This is a genomic window from Corallococcus sp. RDP092CA (assembly GCF_041903675.1).
Lineage (GTDB): Bacteria > Myxococcota > Myxococcia > Myxococcales > Myxococcaceae > Corallococcus.
The window spans coordinates 100859-124080 of sequence record NZ_JAYESI010000007.1; the positions used below are offsets into that span (position 1 = coordinate 100859).

The window sequence follows — 23222 nt, forward strand, 5'->3', positions numbered from 1 at the left end:
GCGCTTCCGTTTTCGCAGCACAGCCAACCCCCACTGAAAGGGAAGTCCTTGAAGCCTTCACCCTTCTTCCGCACCTCCGCGCGTCTGCTGCTGGCGCTCTCCCTGGCCTTCACAGCGGCCTGCGGCGACGACGATGACGACAACAACAACACCCCGGACTCGGGCACGTCCGTCGACGCGGGCACCGACGCGGGCACCGACACCGACGCGGGCACCGACACCGACGGTGGCACGACGACGCCGCCGATGTACGCGTTCGTCGCGCAGGTCAGCGTCGAGGGCAACTCCCAGAGCTACGTCATCCTGACGGAGACCCTGGATCCGAGCACGCCGCTGTCCACGGACAACGCCACGCAGATCAACGGCCGCGCGCTGGGCTCCGGCATCCCGAAGTCGGGCGCCATCTTCGTCTCCAGCAGCGCCGGCGCCACCGTCACCCGCTACAACCTGACGACCAGCAACACGCTGGAGAAGGCCGGCGAGGTCAGCTTCGCGGGCAAGGGCGTCACCACCATCGGCGAGTACCAGAACCAGTTCCAGTTCGTCTCCGAGACCAAGGCCTACTACTTCGACGGCCGCAACTCGCAGGTCATCATCTGGAACCCGAAGGACATGACGCTGATCAACAGCATCTCGCTGCCGGCCCTGACCCTCGAAGGGAGCTCGACGACCTTCGCCTCCAACCCGATCCGCGTGGGCACCAAGGTGCTGATGCCGGTGGGCTGGCGCGCGGGCACCGCCGTCACCAAGCAGGCGGGCATCGTCGTGGTGGACACCACGAACGACAGCGCGGTGGTGGTGACGGATGACCGCTGCGGCTACGTGCGCGACGGCATCGTGGGCAGCGACGGCCAGGTGTACCTGGCGACGGAGGCGTACGGCGCCGCGGAGAAGCGCGTGTCCGGCACCAACCCCACCGTGCCCACCCCCTGCCTCCTGAAGTTCGACCCGGCGACGAACACCTACGACCCGGCCTTCTTCAAGGAGCTGAGCGCGCTGACGAACGGCGGCGCCACGGGCTCGCTGCTCGCGGGCCCCAACGGCACCGGCTACCTGCGCGTGCTGGACGAGACCGTGTTCCCGGTCCAGGTGGACACCAACGCGCGCGTCCTGGCGAGCGCGGTGGCCTGGAAGTGGTGGAAGATCGACCCGGCCGCCGGCACCAACGCGACGCTGGTGGACACGCTGCCGGCCAGCACGGGCAGCTCCTTCCTGTATGAGATGAACGGCCGCGTGGTGTTCAGCGAGTTCACCAACAACAGCGGCACCACGAACTACCGCGAGCTGACGGACCTGTCCGGCAACCTGGTGGCGACGCACCAGGGCCTGTCGTTCTCGTTCCTCCAGCTGCGCTAGCACGTGCCGTGAGCGTCCGAGGGGCGGGGAGCGACACCCCGCCCCTCCCGGGCGCGATTTTTCGCGCGGCCGTCACGAGCGGCTGCCGCGCGGGCCGAAATGCGTTGATGATGGGCGCATGTCGTCTCCCCCGGCCCAGCCCCCCCTGACCTCCCTGGTGCCCCCAGCGGGCGACCTGCTCCGCACGCAGCGGAAGGCGGGCCGGTCCGCCGTGGTCGGGCTGATGCTCCTCTGGGGCGCCGCCTTCGTCAGCCCCTTCCTGGTCTACCAGGAGGACGTGAAGATGGCGGAGGGCCAGCTCCTCGCGCACCTGTCGGACCGCGTGGGCGTCCAGGCCCAGGCCATCGGCGCGCACCTCGGGCTGCTGCGCTCGGAGCTGCAACGGCTCGCGGAGCACCCTTCGCTCAGGCCCGAGAATGGCGCCGCGGGACCCGAGGTCGCGCTCCTCGAGAACGCCTTCAGCCACACGTCTCTCTTCTCGGGGGGCGTCGCGCTGGTGTCGGCGGACGGCGAGCGCATCTGGAGCGACCCGGCGAACATGCCGCTCGGGCGCACGCCGCTCGCCTCGCGCGCGTGGTTCCGGCGGATGGTGGACCAGCGGGTCGCCTCGGTCGGACTGCTGGACGACGAAGGCGGAGGGCTCGTCGCGGTCGCGGTCCCCATCGTGCGCGGCGAGCGGGTCGTGGGCCTCCTCTTGGGCGAGCTGGCGACGGCGAACGAGCTGCTCCCCATCCCCCGCGGGACGAACGAGTCCATGGTCGCCCTGCTCGGCGAGCGCGGCCGGCTCCTCCTCCCGGCGAAGCCCCCGCCCCTCCTGCGCCAGCCGGACCTCGCCGCCCACCTTCGCCCGCTGGTGGACGCTCCCGGGGCCGTCACGCTCGGAGGCACGCGGTTCCTCGGCGCGGCGGCGCTCGTCCCCGGCACCGGCATGCTGCTCGCCGTGCTCGAGGACGAGGCGCGAGACCGCGAGCTGCTCAAGCGCCGCTACCTCGGCCAGTTCGGCCTCCACACCGCGCTGCTCGGCGGCGTGCTCCTCCTCTTCACGGTGCTCCTGCGTCGCTCCTACCGTTCGCTGATGGCGGCCGAAGAGCGCTTGCGGCACCAGGAGACGATGGCGGCGCTCGGCACGGCGTCCTCGCTCATCGCCCACGAGGTGAAGAACGCGCTCAACAGCATGCAGGCCGCGCTCAGCATGATCCGCGCGAAGGGAGGCGAGACGACCCTGCCCGTCCAGGCGCTGCGCTCCCAGGCGGACCGGCTCGGCCACCTCGCCCGCTCCTTGCTGACCTTCGCGTCCCCCCAGTCCACGCTGCGGCGCAGCTGCGAGATGCACCTGCTGGTCCAGGACGCGCTTCAAGCCGTGAAGCTCCTGCCGGAGGCCGCGGATGTCGCCATCGAGACCTCGCTGCAGGAGGGGCTCTTCGTGATGGGCGACCCGACGCTGCTGGTCTCCGCGATCGACAACCTCGTGCGCAACGCCGTCGAGGCCGGCGCCGTGGCCCGGGATACGGGCCAGCAGCCCACGCCTCGCGTCGAGGTCCGGCTCCTCCGCGAGGGCGCGGAGGTGGTCTTCGTCGTGGAGGACAACGCGGGAGGAGTGCCCCTGGCCTTCGAGCCGCGGCTCTGGGAGCCCTTCGCGGTGGGCCGGTCGAAGGGGATCGGGCTCGGGCTCCCGATGGTGCGCACGGCCATCCGTGCGCATGATGGAGGGAGCGTCTCCTACACCCGCGTCCCCGGAGGCAGCCGCTTCACGGTCCGGCTTCCGCTCGAGAAAATGGCTTCATGAGCACCTCCCTGCTGCTCGTCGATGACGACAGGACCTTCTCCTCGCTCGCGGCCTCCATGCTGAGCCAGGAGGGCTTTCGCGTCCGGGTCGCGCGCTCGCTGCATGAGACCCGCGCCGCGCTCGCCGCCGAGGCGCCGGACCTCGTGGTGCTGGACCGGAGGCTGCCGGATGGAGATGGGCTCGTCTTCCTGCCCGAGCTGCGCGCCCAGCTTCCGGCGACCATCGTGCTGATGGTGACCGCGCACGGCGACATCGAGAGCGCCGTCGAGGCCATCCGGGCGGGGGCTCGCGACTACCTGAGCAAGCCGGTCGAGATCGACGACCTGGTGATCCGCGCACGCCGCGCGGCGAGCGACCTCCAGCTCCAGGAGCGGCTGCGCCAGGCCGAGAGCGTCCTCGAAGGAAGGCATCGGCTGGCGGAGTCCCGCTCGCCGGCGATGCAGCGAACCCTCCAGATGCTGGAGCGGATCGCCACCACGCCGCGAAGCCCCGTCCTGCTGCTCGGGGAGACCGGCACCGGGAAGGCGGTGCTCGCCCGCCACCTCCACGCCCTGCGCCAGAAGCAGGGGGCCTTCGTGCAGATCAACTGCGCCGCGCTCCCGGACACGATGGTGGAGAGCGAGCTCTTCGGACACGAGCGCGGCGCCTTCACGGATGCGAAGACGGCGAGGCGCGGGCTCGTGGAGCTCGCGAGCGATGGGCTGCTCTTCCTCGACGAGGTGGGGGAGCTGCCGCTCGCGCTCCAGGCCAAGCTGCTCACGTTCCTCGACAGAGGGGCCTTCCGGCGGCTCGGTGGAACGACGGAGCTCACGAGCACCGCCCGGATCGTCGCGGCCACCAACAAGGACCTCGAAGCGGAGGTCACCGCCGGGCGCTTTCGCGAGGACCTCCTCTTCCGGCTCAGCGTGTTCCGCGTGGACGTGCCGCCCTTGCGCGAGCGCCGCGAGGACGTGCTGCCGCTCGCACGGACGCTCGTGCTGGAGCTCTGCTCGGAGCTCGGCCGACGCCCCGTCCCCTTCTCTCCCGGCGCGGAGGAGCGCCTGCTGAGCTATCCGTTCCCCGGCAACGTGCGGGAGCTGCGCAACGTGCTCGAGCGGGCGCTCGTGCTCGAAGGCGGGCCCGCGCTCGAGCTCCAGTCCCTCGCCAGGGGGGGCGGCACGCCGGCCTGGAGCGACCCCAGCGCCTTCTCCGTGCCAGGGCCTCCCCGGCCGCTCGATGAAGTGGAGCGGCTCTATGTCCGGCACGTGCTCGAGCAGCTTGGAGGCAGGCGCGTGGAGGCGGCCCGCGCCCTGGGCCTGTCCTATCCGACCTTCCTCCGCCGCCTGGGGGAGAACGCCTCCTCGGAGTGAACGGATTCAAGTTTCGTTCATCGCCTGAGCCGCCGGATTCAAGTTTCTTTCATCGCCCGGCCCTGATGCGCCACGCGCCCGCCGGAGCGGGCCCGGAACGGGCCGGCACAACGCTTGCGTAGAGCCCCTCTTGTCACGTCGAGCCCAGGTGCGGCTCGGCAGCCAACAAGGGGAGCGCAAGCAATGACTTCGGTTGGAAAAGCGGCGGAGGCGAGGCCCTCGTTGAAGGAGGTCCTCGCCTCCGATTTGCCAGCTTCGCTGGTGGTGTTCCTGGTGGCCCTGCCCCTCTGTATGGGCATCGCGCTCGCGTCCGGAGCGCCCATCATGGCGGGGCTCATTGCCGGCATCGTGGGCGGCCTGGTGGTGGGCCTCATGGGCGGCGTGCCGCTCCTCGTGAGCGGCCCCGCGGCGGGCCTCGCGGTGATGGTCTTTGGCTTCATCCAGGAGCTGGGCTTCGCCGTGACGTGCGCGGCGGTGGCCGCGGCGGGGCTCGTGCAGGTGGCGCTCGGCGGGCTGAAGGTGGCGCGTTCGGCGCTGGCCATCTCCCCGGCCGTGATCCACGGGATGCTCGCGGGCATCGGCATTCTCATCGTGCTGGGCCAGGTCCACATCGTCCTTGGCGGCTCTCCGCAGAGCAACGCCTGGAACAACCTGCGGGAGCTGCCCGGGCAGATCCTCGACCTTCATGGCCCGGCCACGCTGCTGGGGCTCCTCACGCTGGGGATCCTCATCGCGTGGAACCTCCTGCCGAACGGGCGGCTGAAGAAGGTCCCCGGCCCGCTGGTGGCGGTCGTGGTCGGGTCCGTGGTCGCGGCGGTGTTGAACGCGAAGGTGGCGCGGGTGGAGCTGGCCGCGGATGCGCTGTCGTCCATCAAGCTGCCGTCCCTTCCTGAAGGCTCCATGTGGGGCGCCTTCTTCATGGCCGTGCTGTCCCTCGCCCTCGTGGCGAGCGCCGAGTCGCTCTTGAGCGCGGTGGCGACCGACAAGCTCCACACGGGCCCGCGGGCGAACCTCGATCGCGAGCTGCTCGCGCAGGGCGTGGCGAACACCGTCTCCGGTCTGCTCGGGGGGCTGCCCATCACCGGCGTCATCGTGCGCAGCGCGGCGAACATCAACGCCGGCGCGAAGACGCGCTGGTCGGCGGTGCTTCACGCGGTGTGGATCGTGGCCTTCGTGACCCTGCTGGGGGGACTCGCGGCCTACGTGCCGCTGACGGTGCTGGCGGGCCTGCTCGTGCACGTGGGCCTGAAGCTCGTGAACCTCGCCCACATCCGGGAGCTGCGGCACCGGGGCGAGCTGCCGGTCTATCTCATCACCGTGGCCGGCGTCGTGGGCATCAACCTGCTCGCGGGCATCGGGCTCGGACTCGGCGCGGCCATCCTCCGGCTCCTGTGGCAGCTCGGCCAGGTGCGCGTGGAGACCCGCGCCGCCAACGGCGTTCACCAGGTCTGCATCAGCGGCGCGCTGACGTTCGTCGGGGTGCCGAAGCTGTCCACGGCGCTCGCGAGGATTCCCTCGGGCTCCACGGTGGAGGTGGACGTGGCGGTGAACACGCTCGACCACTCCGGCTTCGAGGCGCTGGAGAGCTGGGCGGACACGCATCGCAAGACGGGCGGCACCGTGACCATGGAGCCGCTCGAAGACATCTGGACCCGGCGGAGCGCGCGCGCGGCCCACCTCGCGGGGGCCGCCGCGGCTTCAGCCCCTTCATCCCCCGTTCACGTCTCGACTCTCGCTTCCGGAGGTGCGCAGTGAAGAAGCTCATCCGAGGTCTGCTCGACTTCCAGCGCCACACCCTGCCCTCGTACCGGGCGACCTTCGAGAGGCTCGCGAAGGGGCAAACCCCGGACTGTCTCTTCATCAGCTGCTCGGACAGCCGCGTGGTGCCCAACCTGCTCGTCTCCACGGACCCCGGGGACCTCTTCACCGTGCGCAACGTGGGCAACCTGGTTCCGCCTGCCACGCGCGACGGACAGAGCACGGCGGACCGCTCGGAGGCGGCGGCGATCGAGTTCTCCCTGGGCTTCCTGCCCATCGCGGACGTCGTCGTCTGCGGACACTCGAGCTGCGGCGCGATGAAGGCGCTCCTGGCCGGCGGCACCGTCACCGGGGCCCCGAACCTCGAGCAGTGGCTCGCGCACGGAGCGCCCTCGCTCAAGGCGTTCAAGCGGGACTCCCAGGTGGGCGTGGGGCTGCCCGACGTGGATCGCCTCTCCCAGCTGAACGTCCTCGAACAGCTCGAGCACCTGAAGACCTACCCCATCGTGCGGGAGCGGCTCGCGGCGGGAACGCTGCGGCTGCACGGCTGGTGGTTCGACATCGGGGCGGCCCAGGTTCACGCGTACCGGTCCGACCTCGGCCGCTTCGTGCCCATCGACGAGCCCGAGGGGGAGCGGCTCCTGACGGCGCTGAGCCCCGACGAGCAGCCCGCGCTCCGCGCCGTCCAGTAGGGCGGCGCTCCCCCGGAGGCCTCCAGCCCCCGGCGTCCCAAGGCGGCGATGACCGTCCTTCGGACGCCGGGGGCCGCTTCACCGCGGGCGGCTTACGTGCACATCAGCCACGAGCACTTGCCGGACTGGCACTCCCGGCCGGAGGAGCACAGCGAGCCCTTGGCCCGCTTGTTCACGCACTTGCCGTCGTTGGTGCCCCAGCCGCAGAACTGGTTCGCGGCGCAGTGCGTGTCCGCGGTGCAGGTGCAGACGCCCGGGACGTTGCCGCAGTCATCCAGCGCGCTGCACGCGTTGGACTTGCACTCCGCGTCGAAGCGGCACGACTCCGACACCAGCTTGGTGCTGGGGGCGTAGGCCTTGCCGCAGATCTTCGGATACGCCGCCTCGCGGGTGGCCTTGGGGACGTAGGCCGCCACGCCGCCCGTGTCGATGTCGTTGGCCGCGTCCGCCATGCCGGCGCGGGTGCTGTTGGCGCGCTCCCACATCTGGATGAACTTCTCCGCGGAGCCCTCCAGGCCCGTGGTGTTGACGCCCAGCTGCTTCAGGTCCCTCACCACGTCCGGCAACAGGCCCACGTGGGCCAGGCCGTACACGTCGAAGTCGGTGCCCAGCGGCGGCGGGCCGGAGACGCGCTGCTGCTCCTCCTGCGCGTCCGCCTCCGCGTGGAAGCCCGCGGAGCACGCGCCAAAGTCACCGAAGCGCGGGCGCGTCTGCTGGATGAAGCCGTTCAGGTCCGCGCCGAAGCCCATGTTGACCTTGAGGCCCTGGCGGCCGAACTCATATGCCTGCGCCAGCGAGCGCGTGGAGCCCTGGCAGGTGTTGGCCACCGGCGTGCGGGTGTAGTCGCGCGTCTCGTCGTGCGCGGTGCGCAGGCCGAACATGCCGCCCGTCTGGCGCACGTAGCGGACCACCCACGACGGGGTCGTCTTCTCGTTGGCGGCGAGGTCCGGGTTCATCACCTCGCGGAAGTGGCCGTGGGAGATGAACAGCGGGTAGTAGGTGCGGGCCTGGGACAGGGCATACGCGTCCTGGATGCTCTTCTCGGACATGTGGGCCATGTCGATGAGCATCCCCTTGTTCATCATTTCCTGGACCAGCGCCTTGCCGTCCGCGGTGAGGCCCTTGGTGTTCTTGCAGTTGGCGTCCACGTCGAAGCCGAGCGTGAAGCCGTTGCCGGTGATGCCGCAGTCCGTGTCGATGTGGCAGTTCTCCAGGAACTGGGCGACGTGGAAGATGGCGTTGTGCGGGGCCGCGCCGCCAAAGCGGTTGTCCAGCTGGTGCACGGGCTGCAACGAGCGCACGCCCAGCGAGTAGACGCGGTTGAGCTCCGCGCGCCAGTCCTTGGTGCCGAAGAGCTTGCTGGACTCGATGGAGAGCACCATGGCCAGCTTGCCCTGCGAGATGATCCGCCGCGCATCCGCGGGCGACAGGGCGATCTCCGCCCAGTCCGTGCGCGCGTCGAAGTCGCGGGCCATCTGGAGCTGGACGTCCACGTCCATCATCTCGTCGCAGGGGCGCTTGAGGTTCTGGTACGGCAGCGCCTTGCAGAGGAACTCGTTGCTGACGAGCGACACCATGACCAGGGACATGCCGCCCTGGCGGGCCTTGTTGAGCCAGCCCTCCCACGCCTGCTGATGCGCGATGGTGTCCCAGCGCGGCCACTGGGTGGGCGTCTCCATGCGGCCCAGGTGCAGGCCCGTGTCGCCTTCGGTGCCTTCGACCTGGCCAATGATCTCTGACGCCACCGCGCCGCCCACGCCGAAGATGTCCGACAGGAGGGGGACGCCGCCCAGGTTCACGCTGCCGGAGTTGGGACAGAGGTTGAGCATGTCGCGCAGGTCCATGCGGACGCGCGCGTGGTCGCTCTCCGGCATGCCCCCGTCACAGCTCGCCAGCGTGCCGGTGTGGCTGCCGTGGAACCACCCACCGCCGAACGCCTCCTCGGCGAACATGTGGTGGTGCATCTCCGCGAAGCCGCCCACCGCGAGCGGCTGGGCCACCTCCGCGGGCGTCGCCTCGACCGGCGCGGGCGGCTCCTCGGTGACGGGCCCGCAGGCCAGCGCGAGCGACGTGGCCGCGAGCAGGGGTGTGAACAGCTCTCTTGAGACGCTTCGGGAGCGACGCGACATGCGGTGCACCTTTCCGGTTGGGGGGAGGCGCGCTGGGAGTACCAGCTACGATTCCAGCTAATCAAATCTCACCGCGTATGCGCGGTAACGCATGACATTGACGCGCCGCACCGGGCTGGTGACTTGTCACGAGCGCGCGCCGTGGCCATGTGTGCCCCATGGCGGCCGCCGACACGCACCCAGACTCTCCGCTGCCGGAGCTGCTGAAGCGCGTGGGCTTCCAGCGGCGGCGGCGGGGGTTTGGCTCGGCCACCCAGCTGCTCTGGAACAGGGTGGAGAGCGACGCCTCGCTCCTCGCGCTGTGCCGGATCCGCACGGACCTCACCGCCGAGGACACGGCCATCCTGGAGCAATGCCAGGAGAAGCTGGAGGCCGCCCGGTGGTGCCTGGACAAGCCCATGGGGCGCTGGTCCTTCTCCTTCTGGGAGCTCATCCACGAGGTGGACGGGCTGCTGCTGCTCGTGATGCCTCCGCACCTGCTGGCGCCCCGGGCGCTGGAGATCCAACAGCAGTTCGAGCGCCGGGTGACGGACGGGGCGCGAGCCCAGCTCTGGCTCGGCGCGGACAAGGCGAGCGGTCCCCTGCCCCGGTGCGTCCGCGGGCTCGCCCGGGTGGACGGGCCCGGAAGCGCCGCCGCGCCCCCTCCCCTCGACGCGGAGCAGGGTCGTTACTGCCGCAGCGTGCTTCGCGGGGCGCTCGACACCGTCAACCAGCAGGTGGACAAGACGTTCTGGCAGCTCTCCATCAACGTGTCGTTGCAGGTCTTCAGCACGCTGCTGTTGCTGGCGGTCTTCGTCGCCTCCTTCTTGCTCCTCTCCCGGGAGCTGCTTCAGACCTGGCCGAGGGACCTGGTGCCCAGGGGCCTGCTGCTGATCGCTTTCGCGGGGGCCTCGGGGGCCATCCTCTCCAACATGCTGTCGAAGGAGCGCTTCGTCGTCGCCACGGGGGCGACGGGCCGCTTCTTCGCCTACCACCTGATGGTGAAGCCCATCATCGGGGCGTTCGCGGCGCTGATGCTCCTCTTCCTGGAGCAGTCGCGCATGCTGCTGTCGGTGGACACGCGGGCCGGGGCCACCCGCGTCGACGCCAGCTCCGCCGTCCTCCACATCGTCGTGAGCGATGATCAGGCCGTGTTCTTCACGCTGGTGGCGCTGGCGGTCGTCGCGGGCTGGTCCGCGGACAAGCTCCTCGGCTCCATCATGGACAAGGTGCTGAGCCGGCTCCTGGGCCAGTCGGAGAAGGTGTTGCCTCCGTCCAGTCCCTCCGGCGCGACGCCGCCGCGTGCGCCGACGTCGGCGACGCGGTGACGCTCAGACAGGCGCGGAGGCTTCGTGGCGGGGCACGGCGCGACGGGCGAAGCGGGCCAGCGCGTCCAGCAGCGCGTCCGCCATGCGCAGGGCGTCGGGGCGCCAGGGCGTGGTGAAGCGCGCGTCCATGCTCGTCTGGCGGATGGTGGACAGCCATTCGTACACGACCCGCTCGGAGTAGCCCGCGCTGCGTGCCGCTTCGTGCAGCAGCGAGTATTCGCGCAGGAGGAAGGTGGAGAACGTGACAGGGTCGTCCGCGCCCACCGCGATGGGCACGGGCGGCGGTGCGCCTTCCTCCGCGACCGGCGGATAGAGCCGCAGGATGGGATGGTTGCGCAGGTCCAGCAGGTTGCCGATGAGCAGGTTGCTGGACGGGTTCACCTCCACGACGGTCCCGCGCGCGCCCACGTGCCGGAGCATCGCGTCCTGCGCCGACCGGAGCGCGGCCACCTCCGACGCATCCAGCGGGATGTCCACCAACTGCTGCCCGCGCTGGAACACGCGCTCGTCCTCCCGGTACGCGATGAGCAGGCTCCGGACCTGCTCGGCGTTGAGCACCCGGCTCCAGTCCAGCCGGTGGAAGGTGCGGCTGAAGGCGTCCAGCCCCACGCCGCCCTCCTCGCGCGCCAGCGGCGGGCACCAGAGGTTGTGCAGCACGTGGTGCGCTTCGGCCAGCACGTGCGGCGCGACACAGTCGCCGAAGACAGCCTCGGACAGCTCGCGCAGCTGGTTCTCCACGCGCTGCGGGCGCCCGGGTGGCGCGTCCGCGGCCAGCGCCGGTGGCAGCCGGTAGTCGCTATACAACCGCCACTCGAAGACCAGGTCCCACAGCCGATCCTCGGCCGGCATCATCACCGCGCCCACGGACTCGGCCCACGTGCCGGGCTCCACGCCGAGCGCGGTGGCGTGGCCCAGCCGCCCTCCCGTGCGGTCCAGCAGGTAGTGCACGCTCTCGTAGATGCGGCGCAGCCCCTCCATGAGGTGCCGGTAGTCCTCGCCCACGTGCGACGTCAGGCGGAGCGGCGGAGGCCCTCGTGCCTCGCGCCTGGTCGCGGCGCGCGCGGCCCCCCACCGCACGTATCGGTAGAGCGGCGCCAGCACCCACGTAGGCACGCTCAGCTCGTCCGACGCCACGTCCAGGCCGCGCACCAGCCAGAGCGACAGCGGCACCGCCCGCAGCAGATCCACCAGCGCCTCCACCTGCACCGACTGCGCGGCGAAGTAGTCCGAGAACCGTCCGCCCAGCCGCACGCGTCCTTCGGGCACCGGCTCCGCGTACGTGCCCATGCCATGCGCGGGGGGCAGGCCCTGCGTCCAGTGACGGCCCGGGTCCCGGGCCTTGACCAGGTGCAGGACCACGCCGAACTCCGGTGGACGTCCGCCGACGGCGCGCGCCCCCGTGCGGCCCAGCACGCCCCGCCACGAGCGCGTGAGGGAGGCCAGCTCCTCGGCGATGCGGATGGGATCGTTCGCGAGGCTCGTGCGGACCTCTAGCGCGGCGATGGGCTGATTCCCGCCCGCCACCGCGTAGGACACCTCCGCGCGCACGGCGCGCAGGGGGCGCTTCATCGCTCCGGGGCGGCCATAGAAGCGGATGAACCACTGGAGGCCCGCAGTCAGCGGTCGCTGCACATAGGCGCGGTAGGTGAGGCACCGCACGCGCTGGACCTGCCAGAAGAGGCGGTCGAAGTGCACGTCATGGGTGCCCGCATGCTCCAGGGCTCCCAGGTGCTTCAGGCCCGATCGCACCAGCCAGCGCTCGCCCGCGTTGGGAGCGCTCAGGCGCAGCCGCATCGCGATGGGGTCACACCGCCGCCACACCTCGTCGAGCGTCTCGGGTGGATCGGACACGTTGCGGGCCGCCAGCGGATGGAGGTCCTCGTAGAGGCCGCGCAGCTCATCCAGCGCGGGAAGGACCTCCCGCCGTCCCCGCGAGAGCGCCCCCAGCGTCCGCGCGAGCACGCGGCGCCGCTGCGGCAGCCACGCCTGGGACTCCGAGAGGCCCCGCACGAACTCCAGCAGCGGAGGCGGCTGTGCGCGCAGCAGGACCTCCGCGAGGACACAGCGGGTCACGGCCGTCGCCAGCAGCCAGCGCAGCATCACCTCCGCATCCTCGAAGGGGAGCCCTGGCCCCATCAACGCGCGGGGCTCCAGGCCCGGATCCCCCACGGCCGACAGGAGCGAGGCCCACAGCAGCGGGAAGTCCATGCCCGCGCCGACGTGGTGATGGACCTCCGCCACGCCGCGGTCCAGCAGGTGGCGCACCAGCAGCGGCGGTTCGATGTCCACGCGCGTGGGAGGCGGCTCCACCGGCACGGCCGCCAGCAGCAGGTCCTCCGGCATCGCGAAGGTGAGCCAGCGATAGTGCGTCAGCGCCTCCACCGCCTCCGCGCCCGTCCCCTGGAAGATGACGGTGACACCGGGCCGGCGCTCCAGGTGGGTGTCCGCGAGGTGCCGGAGGTAGTGGAACATCGACACGCCCTGGCGCGGCGCCCGTCGGAGGCTTGCGTGTCCTCGCGAGGGGAACCAGAACGCGTCGCGCACGGCGATGAGCCGATCCAACGACCAGCCGCTGGCGTGCTCGGACAGGCTCTTCTCGCACTCGCGCCAGAGCGCCCGCGTGGGCTCGCCGGCCGCACCAGCCAGCGACGGCACCAGCTCCGTCACCGCCGAGCGGAACGCCCCGATGCTCGTCAGCGGAAAGCTGGCCACCTCCGCGCGCACATAGGCCTCCGGGACGCGGCGTGGGGCCAGGTTGCCCTGCGGCGGGCTCGCGCCTCCGCGGCTCACGGGTGCTCGTCCGGGGGCGGCGGAGCCAGGCGGGGCGCCATGCCCAGCACCACTCCCGCCAGCGGATCACCGTCGTGGTCCACCACGGCGAACCAGGCGTCCACCATGGCGTCGAGCCAGCCATAGTACGCCTCCGACGCGCGCCCGCCGCCCGAGCCGAGCGCCTGGCGCAACGCCTCCGCCGCGCAGGAGCGGTTCACCGCGTCGCGCACCCGCTGCTGCCGGGACGCCGCCAGCCGTGGCGCCTGGACGCGCCACGCCTTCACCAGGGTGTCCCAACCGCCAGACGGGCTGCCGACTCCGGTCGGCTGGCGCAGCAGGCTCCGCGCATCGGAGGTGAGCGCGAGCTCCGGCAGGACCTGGAGGGGCAGCACGTCGCGAAGCCAGACCTGCGCCGTCCAGAGCCGATCATATCCGGCGCTGTGCTCACGGATCCGCGCGACGAGCTCCGCCACGGTGTCGCGCACCTGCTGATCATAGGCCTCCAGCGCGGCGTCCAGCCGGCGGGCCCGCAGCACGGACGCGACGCCATGGTGCTCACCGCCCCAGTCCCACCGCCCCAGCGCCATTCCGGAGACGGAGCAGATGTTCTCCACCCACGCGGCCTGGATGAAGCGGGCGCGCGCCGCGGCCTCCTGTCCGTCACCGACGGTGAGGCCCCCCTTGGAGAGGCGCACGAGGAACGCGCGCCACTGCGCGATGAGGACGGCGAACTCGATGAAGGTGTTCCACGCGGGAGGCGTCCACCAGAACCCGGCCTGGACGAAGGGCTCTCCGCGAGCACGGCCAGCCCAGAGCTCGTGCACGGTGGCGAGCATCTCCGGGCTCATCTCGAGCGCCGTCACGTCCGCGCTCAGCACGCGGGGCCGCTCGAAGAGCATGAGCACGTCATGGAGGATCATGAACCAGCCGGCGACGTTCGAGGGCAGCGAGGCTTCGCGGCCCGGCGCTTCCAGCTCCTCCAGCACCAGCACCACCTCGTGGAAGCGGCGCAGGTGCACCTCCGAGCCCAGCACCCGCGCCTGCGCGCCCGTCCCGTTCCCACCGGGATCGCGCGGAGGCCCCTGCAACACGCCATGGAGGCTGGTGCGCTTGGAGCGGCGGATGGGCTTGCCGGTCAGATCCAGGCAGACGCGGCCCTGGTCATCCAGCCGGAGGATGCGGTGGTGGAGCTGCTCGCTGGCCCAGGCCGGCAGGTCGCTCTCGTCGATGGCGTTGCGGAGCATCTCCGTGGCGATGCGGACCACCGCCTCGCCCTGCTCCGGAGCGGCGCTCGGGCCCGTGCCCACCGAGGAGCACAGGACCTCGCGCCGGACGGAGTGCCAGAGGTCCTGAAGGGTCCGCGCGGGCAACGTGAGCGCGAGCCTCCCCATGTAGTTGAGGAGCGGCTCATCCGGGCGCGGCTCGGCTTCGGGGGACTCCGCGCCGTCGGTGCGGAGCGCCTCGCGGTAGCTGCGCGACACGTCGGGCGTGAGCCGGCCTCCCAGGTCGAAGAGGTCGGCGAAGGTGGCGAGCACGCGCGACTCCGTCCGCTTGCCGGTGGGGAGCGGCAGGCGTGCCAGGAGCGCACCGAGCGTCTCGCCCCGCCCGTCCACGGGGAAGCGCCAGGCCTCGTGGGGCGCCACCGGCTCCAGCGCGATGCGATAGCTGGGGGGCAGCGCGCGGCGCAGCGTGGTGGCCGCCTGGCGCCGGGCGATGGCGAGCGTCTCCTCCTGGCCGCGCGAGCCGATGCCGGCCTGACCGGAGATGATGAGCTCCTTCTGGAAGGAGCGCTCCATGAAGCGCTGGAACTCCTGGTGGCCGGCGGCCAGGACGAACCACAGGTGGCGGCTGGCCACCATGCGCGTGAGCTTCACGATGTTGTAGAGGTGCTCGATGCTGCGGTCCACGTTGTCGATGGGCAGCACGAGCACCACCTGGTCGCCCCCGGACGCGCCGAAGCGAGGCATGGACAGCGTGCGAGACACGTCCTCCATGGCGTCGGCGAAGCGCGGCTGGAAGTTGGCGTAGATCTCCGACGCGCGGATCTGCTGCTCCGCGCGCACGCGGGCGTCGGTGGTGGAGGGGATGTCCTCCCACATGAACGACGCGTCGCGGATGAGGTGATCCAGCTTCCCCCACGTCTCCTCCGCGCCCTCCTCCAGGATGGAGGACGCCCACCGGGCGGACTCGGAGTGGGTCCCCTTCGCGTGACGGGGGCGGTCCAGCGCGGCGCGCACGCGGACGAGCAGCGTGGCCAGCAGGTTGGCCTGGGCGGGAACGGGCTCCAGGTCGAGCGGCTCCAGCCACAGGATGCGTCGTTCGATCCGGCCGAGCGTCCGCGACAGGGCGGCCGCCTCCGGGCCATCCGCTCCGCCCACGAAGGTCTTCCCGTCGCGCAGCGCCTGCACGGCGCTGAGCAGGAGAGTCGTCTTCCCGGAGCCACGAGCCCCGGAGATGAGCAGGCTGGTGGAGAGGTGTTCGGTGCTGGTGCCCGCGTCCAGGGAACAGGGCTCACACGCCGCCTCCAGCCAGGAGAAGAGCTCCTGGAGGCCCCGGCGGGTGGGGGTCAGCAGGTCGGCCCACGCGAAGGCCTGGGCCTCCGGAATGGGGATGGGCAGATACGGCGAGCCCGCCTCCGGGGCGGCGTTCGGTGTCGTGGGCATGGCCCCGGGAGGATGGCCGGGGGACACCGCCGTGCGAATCGCCCTGGAGTCAGGCGGGATGTCGCAAGGTGGAAGCCGCGGACCTCACGGTGTCAGGGGGACGGCGGAGGCACAGCCCTCCCGGGGCGGCCCCTGGAAGGCTTTCTCCGGCTCGCGAACGACGAGGTCGTCGGGCCAGGGGTTGATGAACGTGTGGCCCTCGCCCTTGACGAACCTGCGGTCCTCCCAGAGGCGCTGACCGCGTTCATCGAAGGAGCTGCGCAGCTCCAGGGGGAGAAGGCCAGGACAGGCATCAGCATGCCGCCAGCCCACTGCCTCTGGGCTTCACGCCCTCACTCTTCGAAGCAGGGCCCGCTCTGGCGGACCTCGACGGTGGACCACTCCGCCGCGGGGCACTGGGTGGCCAGCTCCAGCGCCTCTTCGCGCGTCTTCACGTCGATGAGGAAGAAGCCGCCGATGATCTCCTTGGACTCGGTGAACGGCCCGTCGCTGAAGCTGACCTTCCCGTCCCGCCGCTCCACCCGGACGCCCTCCGCGTCCGACCGCAGGGAGTCCGCGGCCTGGAGGATCCCGCGCGCCTGGAGCGCCGCCCCGAAGCGCTGCATCCTCGCCATCCGGTCCGCCGCGACGCGCTTCTCCTCCGCCGTCTGGGGCTTCCCGCCACCGGTCTGCATCACCACCAGCATGTACGACATGGCCTGCTCCTTTTTGGGGCGCAGCCTACGCCATGGGTCTGACGAGGCCACCACTCCCCGCCGGACCATGGATAACGGACTTTGGACGAATAGCCTTGTCAGCCCTGAATGCGAGGCTGACCCATGCGTACCGCGCCCTTCTCCCTGTCCCTGCTGCTGACCCTGACGGCGTTCAGCGGATGCAAGAACGACGACCCGCCCGCTCCCACCCGGCTCAGGGCCACCGTCCACCGGACCTCCTACGGCGTCCCCCACATCCAGGCGGACGGCTACCGCGGCCTGGGCGCCGGCATCGGCTACGCGCAGGCGCAGGACGCGGTCTGCATCCTCGCGGACCAGTTCCTCAAGGTCCGCGGCGAGCGCGCGCGCTACCTGGGCCGGGGCCCCCAGGATGCCTACCTCGAAAGCGACTTCACCTACCGGGGGCTCGCGCTGAGGACCCGCGCCGAGGCCACCTTCGCGGAGCAGTCGCAGGCGCTGCGGGACCTGGTGCAGGGCTATGCCGCTGGCTACAACCAGTACCTCGCGGACGTGCCGGCGGATCAGCGCCCCGCGCCGTGCCGGGGCGCCGAGTGGGTGAAGCCCATCAGCGCCTACGATCTGACGGCGTACCACCTGGACCTGTCGCTGTTCGACACGCTGATCCCGCTCCTGGGCTACGTGGGGAACGCGCAGCCTCCGACCGCGCAGGCGGAAGGACGCGGGCCCCAGTCGCGCCCGCTCGCGCTGTCACCACGCAAGGACGAGCTGGGCAGCAACGGCTGGGCGCTGGGCCGCGAGAAGACCGCGAGCGGCCGGGGCATGCTCGTCGCGAACCCGCACTTCCCCTGGGAGGGCAGCCTCCGCTTCCACGAGAGCCACCAGACCATCCCCGGCAAGCTCGACGTGTACGGCGTGTCGCTGCTGGGCGTGCCGGCCATCAACATCGGCTTCAACCGGGACATCGCGTGGACGCACACGGTAACGGCGTCGAGCCACCTGACGCTGTACCGACTCAAGCTCACGCCGGGAGACCCCACCGCCTACGTGTATGACGGAGCGACCCGCCGCATGACGTCGCAGACCGTCACCGTCGACGTGCGAGGGGACGACGGCAGCATGACGAGGGAGTCGCGCACGTTCTGGCGCAGCCACTACGGCCCCATCCTGGCGGGCCCGGGAGCGGACTGGACGAGCGAGGTCGCCTACACGACGCGCGACGCCACGGAGGACAACCCGGGGTTCACGGAGCACTGGCTGCGGATGAACACGGCGCGCACCCTCGACGAGGCCGCGGACGTGGAGCGCACGGTGCGAGGAGCGCCCTGGGTGAACACGCTCCTGGTGAGCGCCGACGGCAACACGCGCTACGTGGACGCGTCCCGGGTCCCGTATTTGAGCGCGGCGACGGTCGCGGCGTATCGCGACTCGCTCGAGTCCACGCCGGACGCGCCGGTGTTCGCGTCGTTGGGGCTCGTCCTGCTGGACGGCAGCACGTCGCGAGACGAATGGGTGGGCCTGGACAGCGAGACGCACGGCCTGGTGCCGACGACGGTCATGCCACAGCTGCGCCGGACGGACTTCGTGATGAACGCGAATGATCCAGCGACGTTCACGAACCCCGCCGAGCCCCTGCGAGATCTGCCCTTCCTCTACGAGATCTTCGGGACGCGAGGGCGACTGAGCACGCGTTCGCACATGAACCTCACCCTCATCACGGAGGAAGGAGCCACCGCCGCGGCCGGCAGCGACGGGCGCTTCACGCGGGAGGAGGCCGAGCAGGCCATCCTGAGCAACCGGACCTGGGTGGCGGAGCAGCTGCGCACGGCGGTGGTGCAGCGCTGCCAGGGCGCGGACCCGGTCATCGTCGAGGGCGCGCCGGTGGACATCACGGAGGCGTGCCAGCTGCTCAGCGCCTGGGACGGCAGGCTGGACCTGGACGCCCAGGGAGCCATCGTCTGGCGCGAGTTCCTGAATGGCTTCAGCCGCTCCGACCTCGTGGATCAGGGAGCCCTCTTCGCGCAGCCCTTCGATCCCGCGCGAGCGACGGTGACGCCGGCCGGGCTGGTGCCCGCACCGGAGACCGGAGTGGACCCGGTGAACCAGAAGCTGGGCGAAGCCGTGGCGCTCCTGGGCAAGGCAGGCATCGCGGTGGGAGCGAAGCTGGGGGACGTGCAGTTCGCGTGGAAGGAAGACCGCAAGGTGCCGCTGCACGGCGGCGCGGCCTTCGAGGGGGTCACCAACGTCGTGGGATTCTCTGGAGCGAACGCGACGCTGCTGCCGCAGTCCCAGCCGCAGGGCCCGCTGCTCTCCCCTGGCACGGGGCTCACGCCTCAAGGTTATCTGGTCGACTTCGGAACCAGCTTCCTGATGGTGATGGAGTTCACGCCCGAGGGCCCCAAGGCGAACGCGGTCCTCTCCTACGCGGAGTCCACGGATCCCGCGTCGCCGCACTTCGCGGACCAGACGGACCTCTTCTCCGGCAAGCACCTCCGTCCCGTGCGCTTCGAGCAGGCCGACCTCCTCGCGGATCCGGAGCTCACGACGCTGGAGCTGAGCATCGACGCCACGTCGAAGCTCGAGTAGCGGAGGTGGCGCCGGGGCCAGGTGTCCGGCCCCGGCCGCTCAGCTGTCGAGCTGATCCGCCGTCAGGCAGGCCGCCGCGAGGTCCAGATCCTCCAGAGGGATGCGCTGGATGTGATCGCGGGGCTTGTCGACGTTGTCGCGGTACTTGTGCGAGCCGCTCTCGTAGGTGACCCACAGCTCGCCATCGATGATGTTGATGCCCTGGGCGTAGGGGTCGATGAGCCCATTGCTGATGTCCGCCCGCTTGTCGATGTCCGCCGAGAAGGTGTCCTCGGTGGACGTGAACGGCTGGTAGATGAGCTTGTGGTCGCCCGTGGTGAAGAGGATGGCCCCGTCGACGACGGTCATCCCCTGCGCGCGGTCCGGAGCGCGGATGGGGCCTTCGCGCGAGTCCTCGACGAGCGCGCCGGTCTTCTCGTCGATCTCGTAACGCCAGACGGCGCCCGCCTTGCCATCGCCGTCCGGGCTGTAGCCACCGACGTACGCGTAGCCGTCCTTGATGGTCATGAAGCTGCCGGAGGACACGAGCCCGATGCCGGTGGCGGGATCGGTCAGTCCATCAGGCTTGGGGACATCCATGACCTGGGAGGGCATGGCCTCGCGGCACTCGCTCTGGGCCGCTTCGATCTCCTCGCGCGTGTAGACGTAGATGTGCTTCGTGTCGGAGACGTAGACGTGATCGCCGTCCGTCGAGACGCCGCCGCCATGGCTGGGAGGGCCCGCGGGCGGAGGTCCACCCAGCACGGCCTGATGTGTCTCCTTGCCCGAGTCCTTGTCCTGCACCGACAGGAGCACCCGGTGGTCGTCGTTGTAATAGGTCGTGAGCACTTCGCCGCGCCCGGCGTCGTAGCCCTGCCCCTGGGGCGTCCAGCCGGCGTCCAGGTGGATGAGCTCCGGGCCGACCTTCTCCCCGCTGCTCGCCTTCGTCAGAGGCGAGTCCACGCTCGCGGGAGCCGTGGCCGAAGGCGTGTTCCCGTAGCCGCTGAGGTTCACGGGCCCGGCCTTTGACGCGTCCAGACCGTCCTGGAAGTAGGGAGCGGCGGCAGGAGGGGGCGCAGGCGGAGGCTGGGCCACCGGGGGCTTCGTCACCGCCGTCTGGACTGCGGTGACGACTTGACGGATGAGGGAGCTGATCAAGGGCCTGTCTCCGGCTGCGGGTACTCGAGGGCCTGCATCCTACCTTTCGCGGGCCCTGGGTATTGTCGGCGCTCGACCGCTCGGAGTTGCCCTGTGCGGAAAGGCGCTGTCCACTTGCGCACCACTCCCCGTGAAGCTGCGTGGGGGGCATGGGAGCGACCGGCACTCTCCCCGGCGTAGGGGCTCTCCACCGGGAGTGCGGGCGCCGTGCGGCCAGGCCCGGACCGCCAGTCGGACGAAAGGAGACGGCATCCCGGCATGGGGATGACGCCTCGTGACCTGCCTCCCGCCGGTGGCGGACCCCATCCTCCTTCGGAGGCCGCGGGCCTCGCCCAGCACCGGAGCACCTTCAAGGGGAGCACGACATGCCCATCTACGAGTTCTTCTGCCGCAAGTGTCAGGAGCCCTTCACCGCGTTCATGACCATCAAGGAGCACGACGAGCGAGCACCACAGTGCCCGCGCGGCCACGACGCGAAGGAGGTGGAGAAGCGCATCTCTTCCGCCCACGCCGTGACCACCCGGAAGTCGCTCACCTACTGAAGCAGTCCTGGCGCCCTTGTCCCCTTGAACGGGCAAGGGCCCGCACGGCGGCGATGACTCCGGTTCACCAGGACACGAGGCGGATCTCCCTCTTCCTCTGCGGCGACGTGATGACCGGCAGGGGCATTGATCAGGTGCTGCCCCACCCCGCCCCGCCCGGCCTCCACGAGGCGTACCGGCGGGATGCCCGGGCCTACGTCCCACCCTCGCGGCATCGAGATCCACCACGGCCACCTCATCCTCCATGGCTGCGGCGACTTCCTGAATGACTACGAGGGCTTCTTGGGCCACGAGGACTTCCGGCCGGACTCGGCGGTGATGTACCTGGCGTCGGTGGATCCAACGGACGGCCGACTCGCCAGCCTGCGCATGCTCCCCATGCAATTGCGCCAGCAAGGATCAAGCTGCCCCGGAGGGCAGGCCAACCATCCGCCGGTGGCGAATGCCTCACGGGCACCGGTGCCAACGGATTGCCACAATCCCTCTCGAAGTCCAGGCTGCGAAGTCATGCGAGCCATTGAACGGGGACTGGTCTGTTTGTTGTTGTTGGGAAGCCAGGTCGTCTGGGCGCATCCGTCGCGTCCAGCCATCTGGGGTGAAAGCGCGATGGTGAAGGTGCGCCCGGAGACGCCGCCCCGCGTCCAGGGGTCGGTTTCCCTGACCGCCGCGCGCAACGAGTTCGTGTCCTTTCAGGTGGTCCTTCACGGAGGACCGTCGGGCCTGCGAGGCGTGAGCGCCGTCCTGCCGGAGCTGCGCGGTGATCGGTCGCGCATCCAAGGCGGGGACCTGCTGCTCTACCGGGAAGCGCTCCTGGACATCACGACGCCCACGCCTCCGGGGACGACGCCCGGGCGGTGGCCGGATGGCCTGGTGCCGGACGTGGACGAGGTGGTGGGAGAGAAGCGTCTGGCCTTTCCCTTCGATGTGCCCGCGGGCGAGTCCCGCGCGGTCTGGGTGGACGTGCACGTGCCCTCCACCGCGCGGCCCGGCACCTACCGGGGCGCCGTGTCGGTGAAGGGTGCTGGCTTCACCTCGCGCGTGGAGGTGGACCTCCAGGTGGTGGACGCCCTCCTGCCGAGCACCTCTTCCCTGCGCAGCGCGTTCCTGCTCTGGCCTCCCCACGTGTGCCGTGCCTTCACCGGAGATCCGGTGTGCCCCGTGGACACCCAGGTGCGCCTCCTGAAGCGGTTCCACCGGATGGCGTTGGAGCACCGCATCTCCCTGGCGAGCGGCTTTCCCCGTCAGGTGGACCTGCCCACGTGGGACCTGCCGGACTACGACACGTTCAGTGAGCGCTGGGGGCCGTTCCTCAACGGATCCGCGCCCAACCGCCTGCCCGGAGCGCGCATGACGGCCTTGCAATACCTGGGGCCAGGCGACGGCGCGTCGCTGGCGGAGTTCCAGACGGAGGCGACGGCACGCGGCTGGCTGTCGCGCTCGTTCGACTATGTGGGGGATGAGCCGCCCTACGGCACCACCTGGGAGGCGGTGACGGCCCGAGCCGGGCTCACCCGCACGGTGGCCCCGCGCTTGCGCACGCTGCTGACCAGCACCGTCACCGAGTTGGAGACCCACGGGCTGTTGGAGGACATCGACATCATCACCGTGCTGGCGAACTTCATCGACGGAACCCAGCCGCCCTACGAGGGGAACCAGCGCCCGAAGTACGACGACTTCCTCACCCGGCCGCACCGCGAGCTGTGGCTGTACCAGAGCTGCGCGAGCCACGGCTGCGCCCCAGGAGAGCCGCCCCCGCCGGAGAACGTCCCCGGCCAGGGCTGGCCCTCGTACATGGTGGACCGCTCGGCGGCCAAGGCGCGCGGCATGCAGTGGCTGGCCTTCATCAACGGAGCCAGCGGCGAGCTGTATTACCAGACGGTGGGCCTGCTCTTCTCCGCGTGGACGACGCAGTTCCGCTTCAATGGCAATGGCGACGGCACGCTCTTCTATCCGGGGCTGCCCTCGGTCATCGGAGGCACCACGGAGATCCCCCTGCCTTCGTTGCGCATGAAGCTCATCCGGCAGGGCATGCAGGACTACGAATGGCTGAAGCTGGTGAGTGACGCGGGCGACCCGGCGTACGCGCGCGCCGTGGCCCGGCAGCTCATCCCGCACGCCTGGGCGGTCCCCGACGACGGCGGTGCCTTCGACCGGGCGCGGCTCCAGCTCATCCGGCGCTACCTGCAACTGTGCCGGAATCGCGTCACGCCGCAGTAGCTGTTCCCTGCGGCCCCCACGAGCCCAAAAAACAAAGGCCCTGGAGTCACCGGCTTGCACCGGAAACTCCAGGGCCTTCGATGGTCGGGGCGACAGGATTTGAACCTGCGACCACTTGCACCCCAAGCAAGTGCGCTACCAGGCTGCGCTACGCCCCGAAAACGGCCGTCGTGAAACGGTGCGCCCTTATGCCCCTGCCCTCGTTTCAGGTCAAGCAGGAGGTGACGGGCGCCGGTGAAAAACCTACTCGTCGC

Annotated in this window: 14 protein-coding genes and 1 tRNA gene; 9 read left to right on the plus strand and 6 right to left on the minus strand. The window is 70.7% G+C overall.

The features are described 5' to 3' along the window. Nucleotides 1-48 precede the first annotated feature (48 nt). From U8525_RS10630 to U8525_RS10650, 5 genes are all read left to right on the plus strand, one after another. Entirely contained in the window at nucleotides 49-1356 is a 1308-nt protein-coding gene (locus U8525_RS10630) for a hypothetical protein (protein ID WP_374264396.1), read from the plus strand. 118 nt (nucleotides 1357-1474) lie between these two features. Continuing rightward, a complete protein-coding gene (locus U8525_RS10635) occupies nucleotides 1475-3142 on the plus strand; it encodes an ATP-binding protein (RefSeq protein WP_374264398.1) in 1668 nt (555 codons plus the stop codon). Beyond that, nucleotides 3139-4491, plus strand: a complete 1353-nt coding sequence (locus tag U8525_RS10640) for a sigma-54-dependent transcriptional regulator (protein WP_374264400.1) — start codon at nucleotides 3139-3141, stop codon at nucleotides 4489-4491. Before U8525_RS10635 ends, U8525_RS10640 begins: the two co-directional genes overlap by 4 nt. Nucleotides 4492-4674: 183 nt before the next feature. Next, complete coding sequence (locus U8525_RS10645) at nucleotides 4675-6246, plus strand: SulP family inorganic anion transporter (RefSeq protein WP_374264402.1); 1572 nt, start codon at nucleotides 4675-4677, stop codon at nucleotides 6244-6246. Then, on the plus strand, nucleotides 6243-6941 hold the full coding sequence (locus tag U8525_RS10650) for a carbonic anhydrase (RefSeq protein WP_374264404.1): 699 nt from the start codon (nucleotides 6243-6245) through the stop codon (nucleotides 6939-6941). The genes U8525_RS10645 and U8525_RS10650 overlap by 4 nt, the downstream gene beginning before the upstream one ends. Before the next feature lie 92 nt (nucleotides 6942-7033). Here the strand turns inward: U8525_RS10650 and U8525_RS10655 are convergent, their stop codons facing one another. Next, nucleotides 7034-9070, minus strand: coding sequence for a membrane dipeptidase (locus U8525_RS10655; protein WP_374264407.1), 2037 nt, complete (start codon nucleotides 9068-9070; stop codon nucleotides 7034-7036). Between the two features lie 158 nt (nucleotides 9071-9228). Here U8525_RS10655 and U8525_RS10660 point away from each other — a divergent pair, with 158 nt between their 5' ends. Beyond that, on the plus strand, nucleotides 9229-10377 hold the full coding sequence (locus U8525_RS10660; protein ID WP_374264409.1) for a hypothetical protein: 1149 nt from the start codon (nucleotides 9229-9231) through the stop codon (nucleotides 10375-10377). Between the two features lie 3 nt (nucleotides 10378-10380). On the opposite strand, the gene U8525_RS10665 is transcribed toward U8525_RS10660, so the two are convergent. The 3 genes from U8525_RS10665 to U8525_RS10675 all read right to left on the minus strand — a co-directional run bounded on the left by U8525_RS10665 (nucleotide 10381) and on the right by U8525_RS10675 (nucleotide 16507). Next, nucleotides 10381-13167, minus strand: coding sequence for a hypothetical protein (locus tag U8525_RS10665; protein ID WP_374264411.1), 2787 nt, complete (start codon nucleotides 13165-13167; stop codon nucleotides 10381-10383). Beyond that, nucleotides 13164-15812, minus strand: coding sequence for a hypothetical protein (locus U8525_RS10670; RefSeq protein WP_374264413.1), 2649 nt, complete (start codon nucleotides 15810-15812; stop codon nucleotides 13164-13166). The genes U8525_RS10665 and U8525_RS10670 overlap by 4 nt, the downstream gene beginning before the upstream one ends. Before the next feature lie 332 nt (nucleotides 15813-16144). Continuing rightward, nucleotides 16145-16507, minus strand: a complete 363-nt coding sequence (locus tag U8525_RS10675; protein ID WP_374264415.1) for a YciI family protein — start codon at nucleotides 16505-16507, stop codon at nucleotides 16145-16147. Nucleotides 16508-16630: 123 nt separating this feature from the next. Between U8525_RS10675 and U8525_RS10680 the strand changes: the two genes are divergently transcribed. Further along, nucleotides 16631-19072, plus strand: a complete 2442-nt coding sequence (locus U8525_RS10680; protein ID WP_374264417.1) for a penicillin acylase family protein — start codon at nucleotides 16631-16633, stop codon at nucleotides 19070-19072. A 39-nt stretch (nucleotides 19073-19111) separates the two neighbouring features. On the opposite strand, the gene U8525_RS10685 is transcribed toward U8525_RS10680, so the two are convergent. Further along, nucleotides 19112-20209: a hypothetical protein gene (locus tag U8525_RS10685; protein ID WP_374264420.1), complete on the minus strand. Its 1098-nt coding sequence runs from the start codon at nucleotides 20207-20209 to the stop codon at nucleotides 19112-19114. 365 nt (nucleotides 20210-20574) lie between these two features. Here U8525_RS10685 and U8525_RS10690 point away from each other — a divergent pair, with 365 nt between their 5' ends. Together U8525_RS10690 and U8525_RS10695 are read left to right on the plus strand one after the other, a co-directional pair. After that, complete coding sequence (locus U8525_RS10690; protein ID WP_374264422.1) at nucleotides 20575-20751, plus strand: zinc ribbon domain-containing protein; 177 nt, start codon at nucleotides 20575-20577, stop codon at nucleotides 20749-20751. Nucleotides 20752-21357: 606 nt separating this feature from the next. Next, complete coding sequence (locus U8525_RS10695; RefSeq protein ID WP_374264424.1) at nucleotides 21358-22968, plus strand: glycoside hydrolase domain-containing protein; 1611 nt, start codon at nucleotides 21358-21360, stop codon at nucleotides 22966-22968. An 81-nt stretch (nucleotides 22969-23049) separates the two neighbouring features. Here the strand turns inward: U8525_RS10695 and U8525_RS10700 are convergent. Then, nucleotides 23050-23126, minus strand: a tRNA-Pro gene (locus U8525_RS10700). Between the last annotated feature and the right edge of the window lie 96 nt (nucleotides 23127-23222).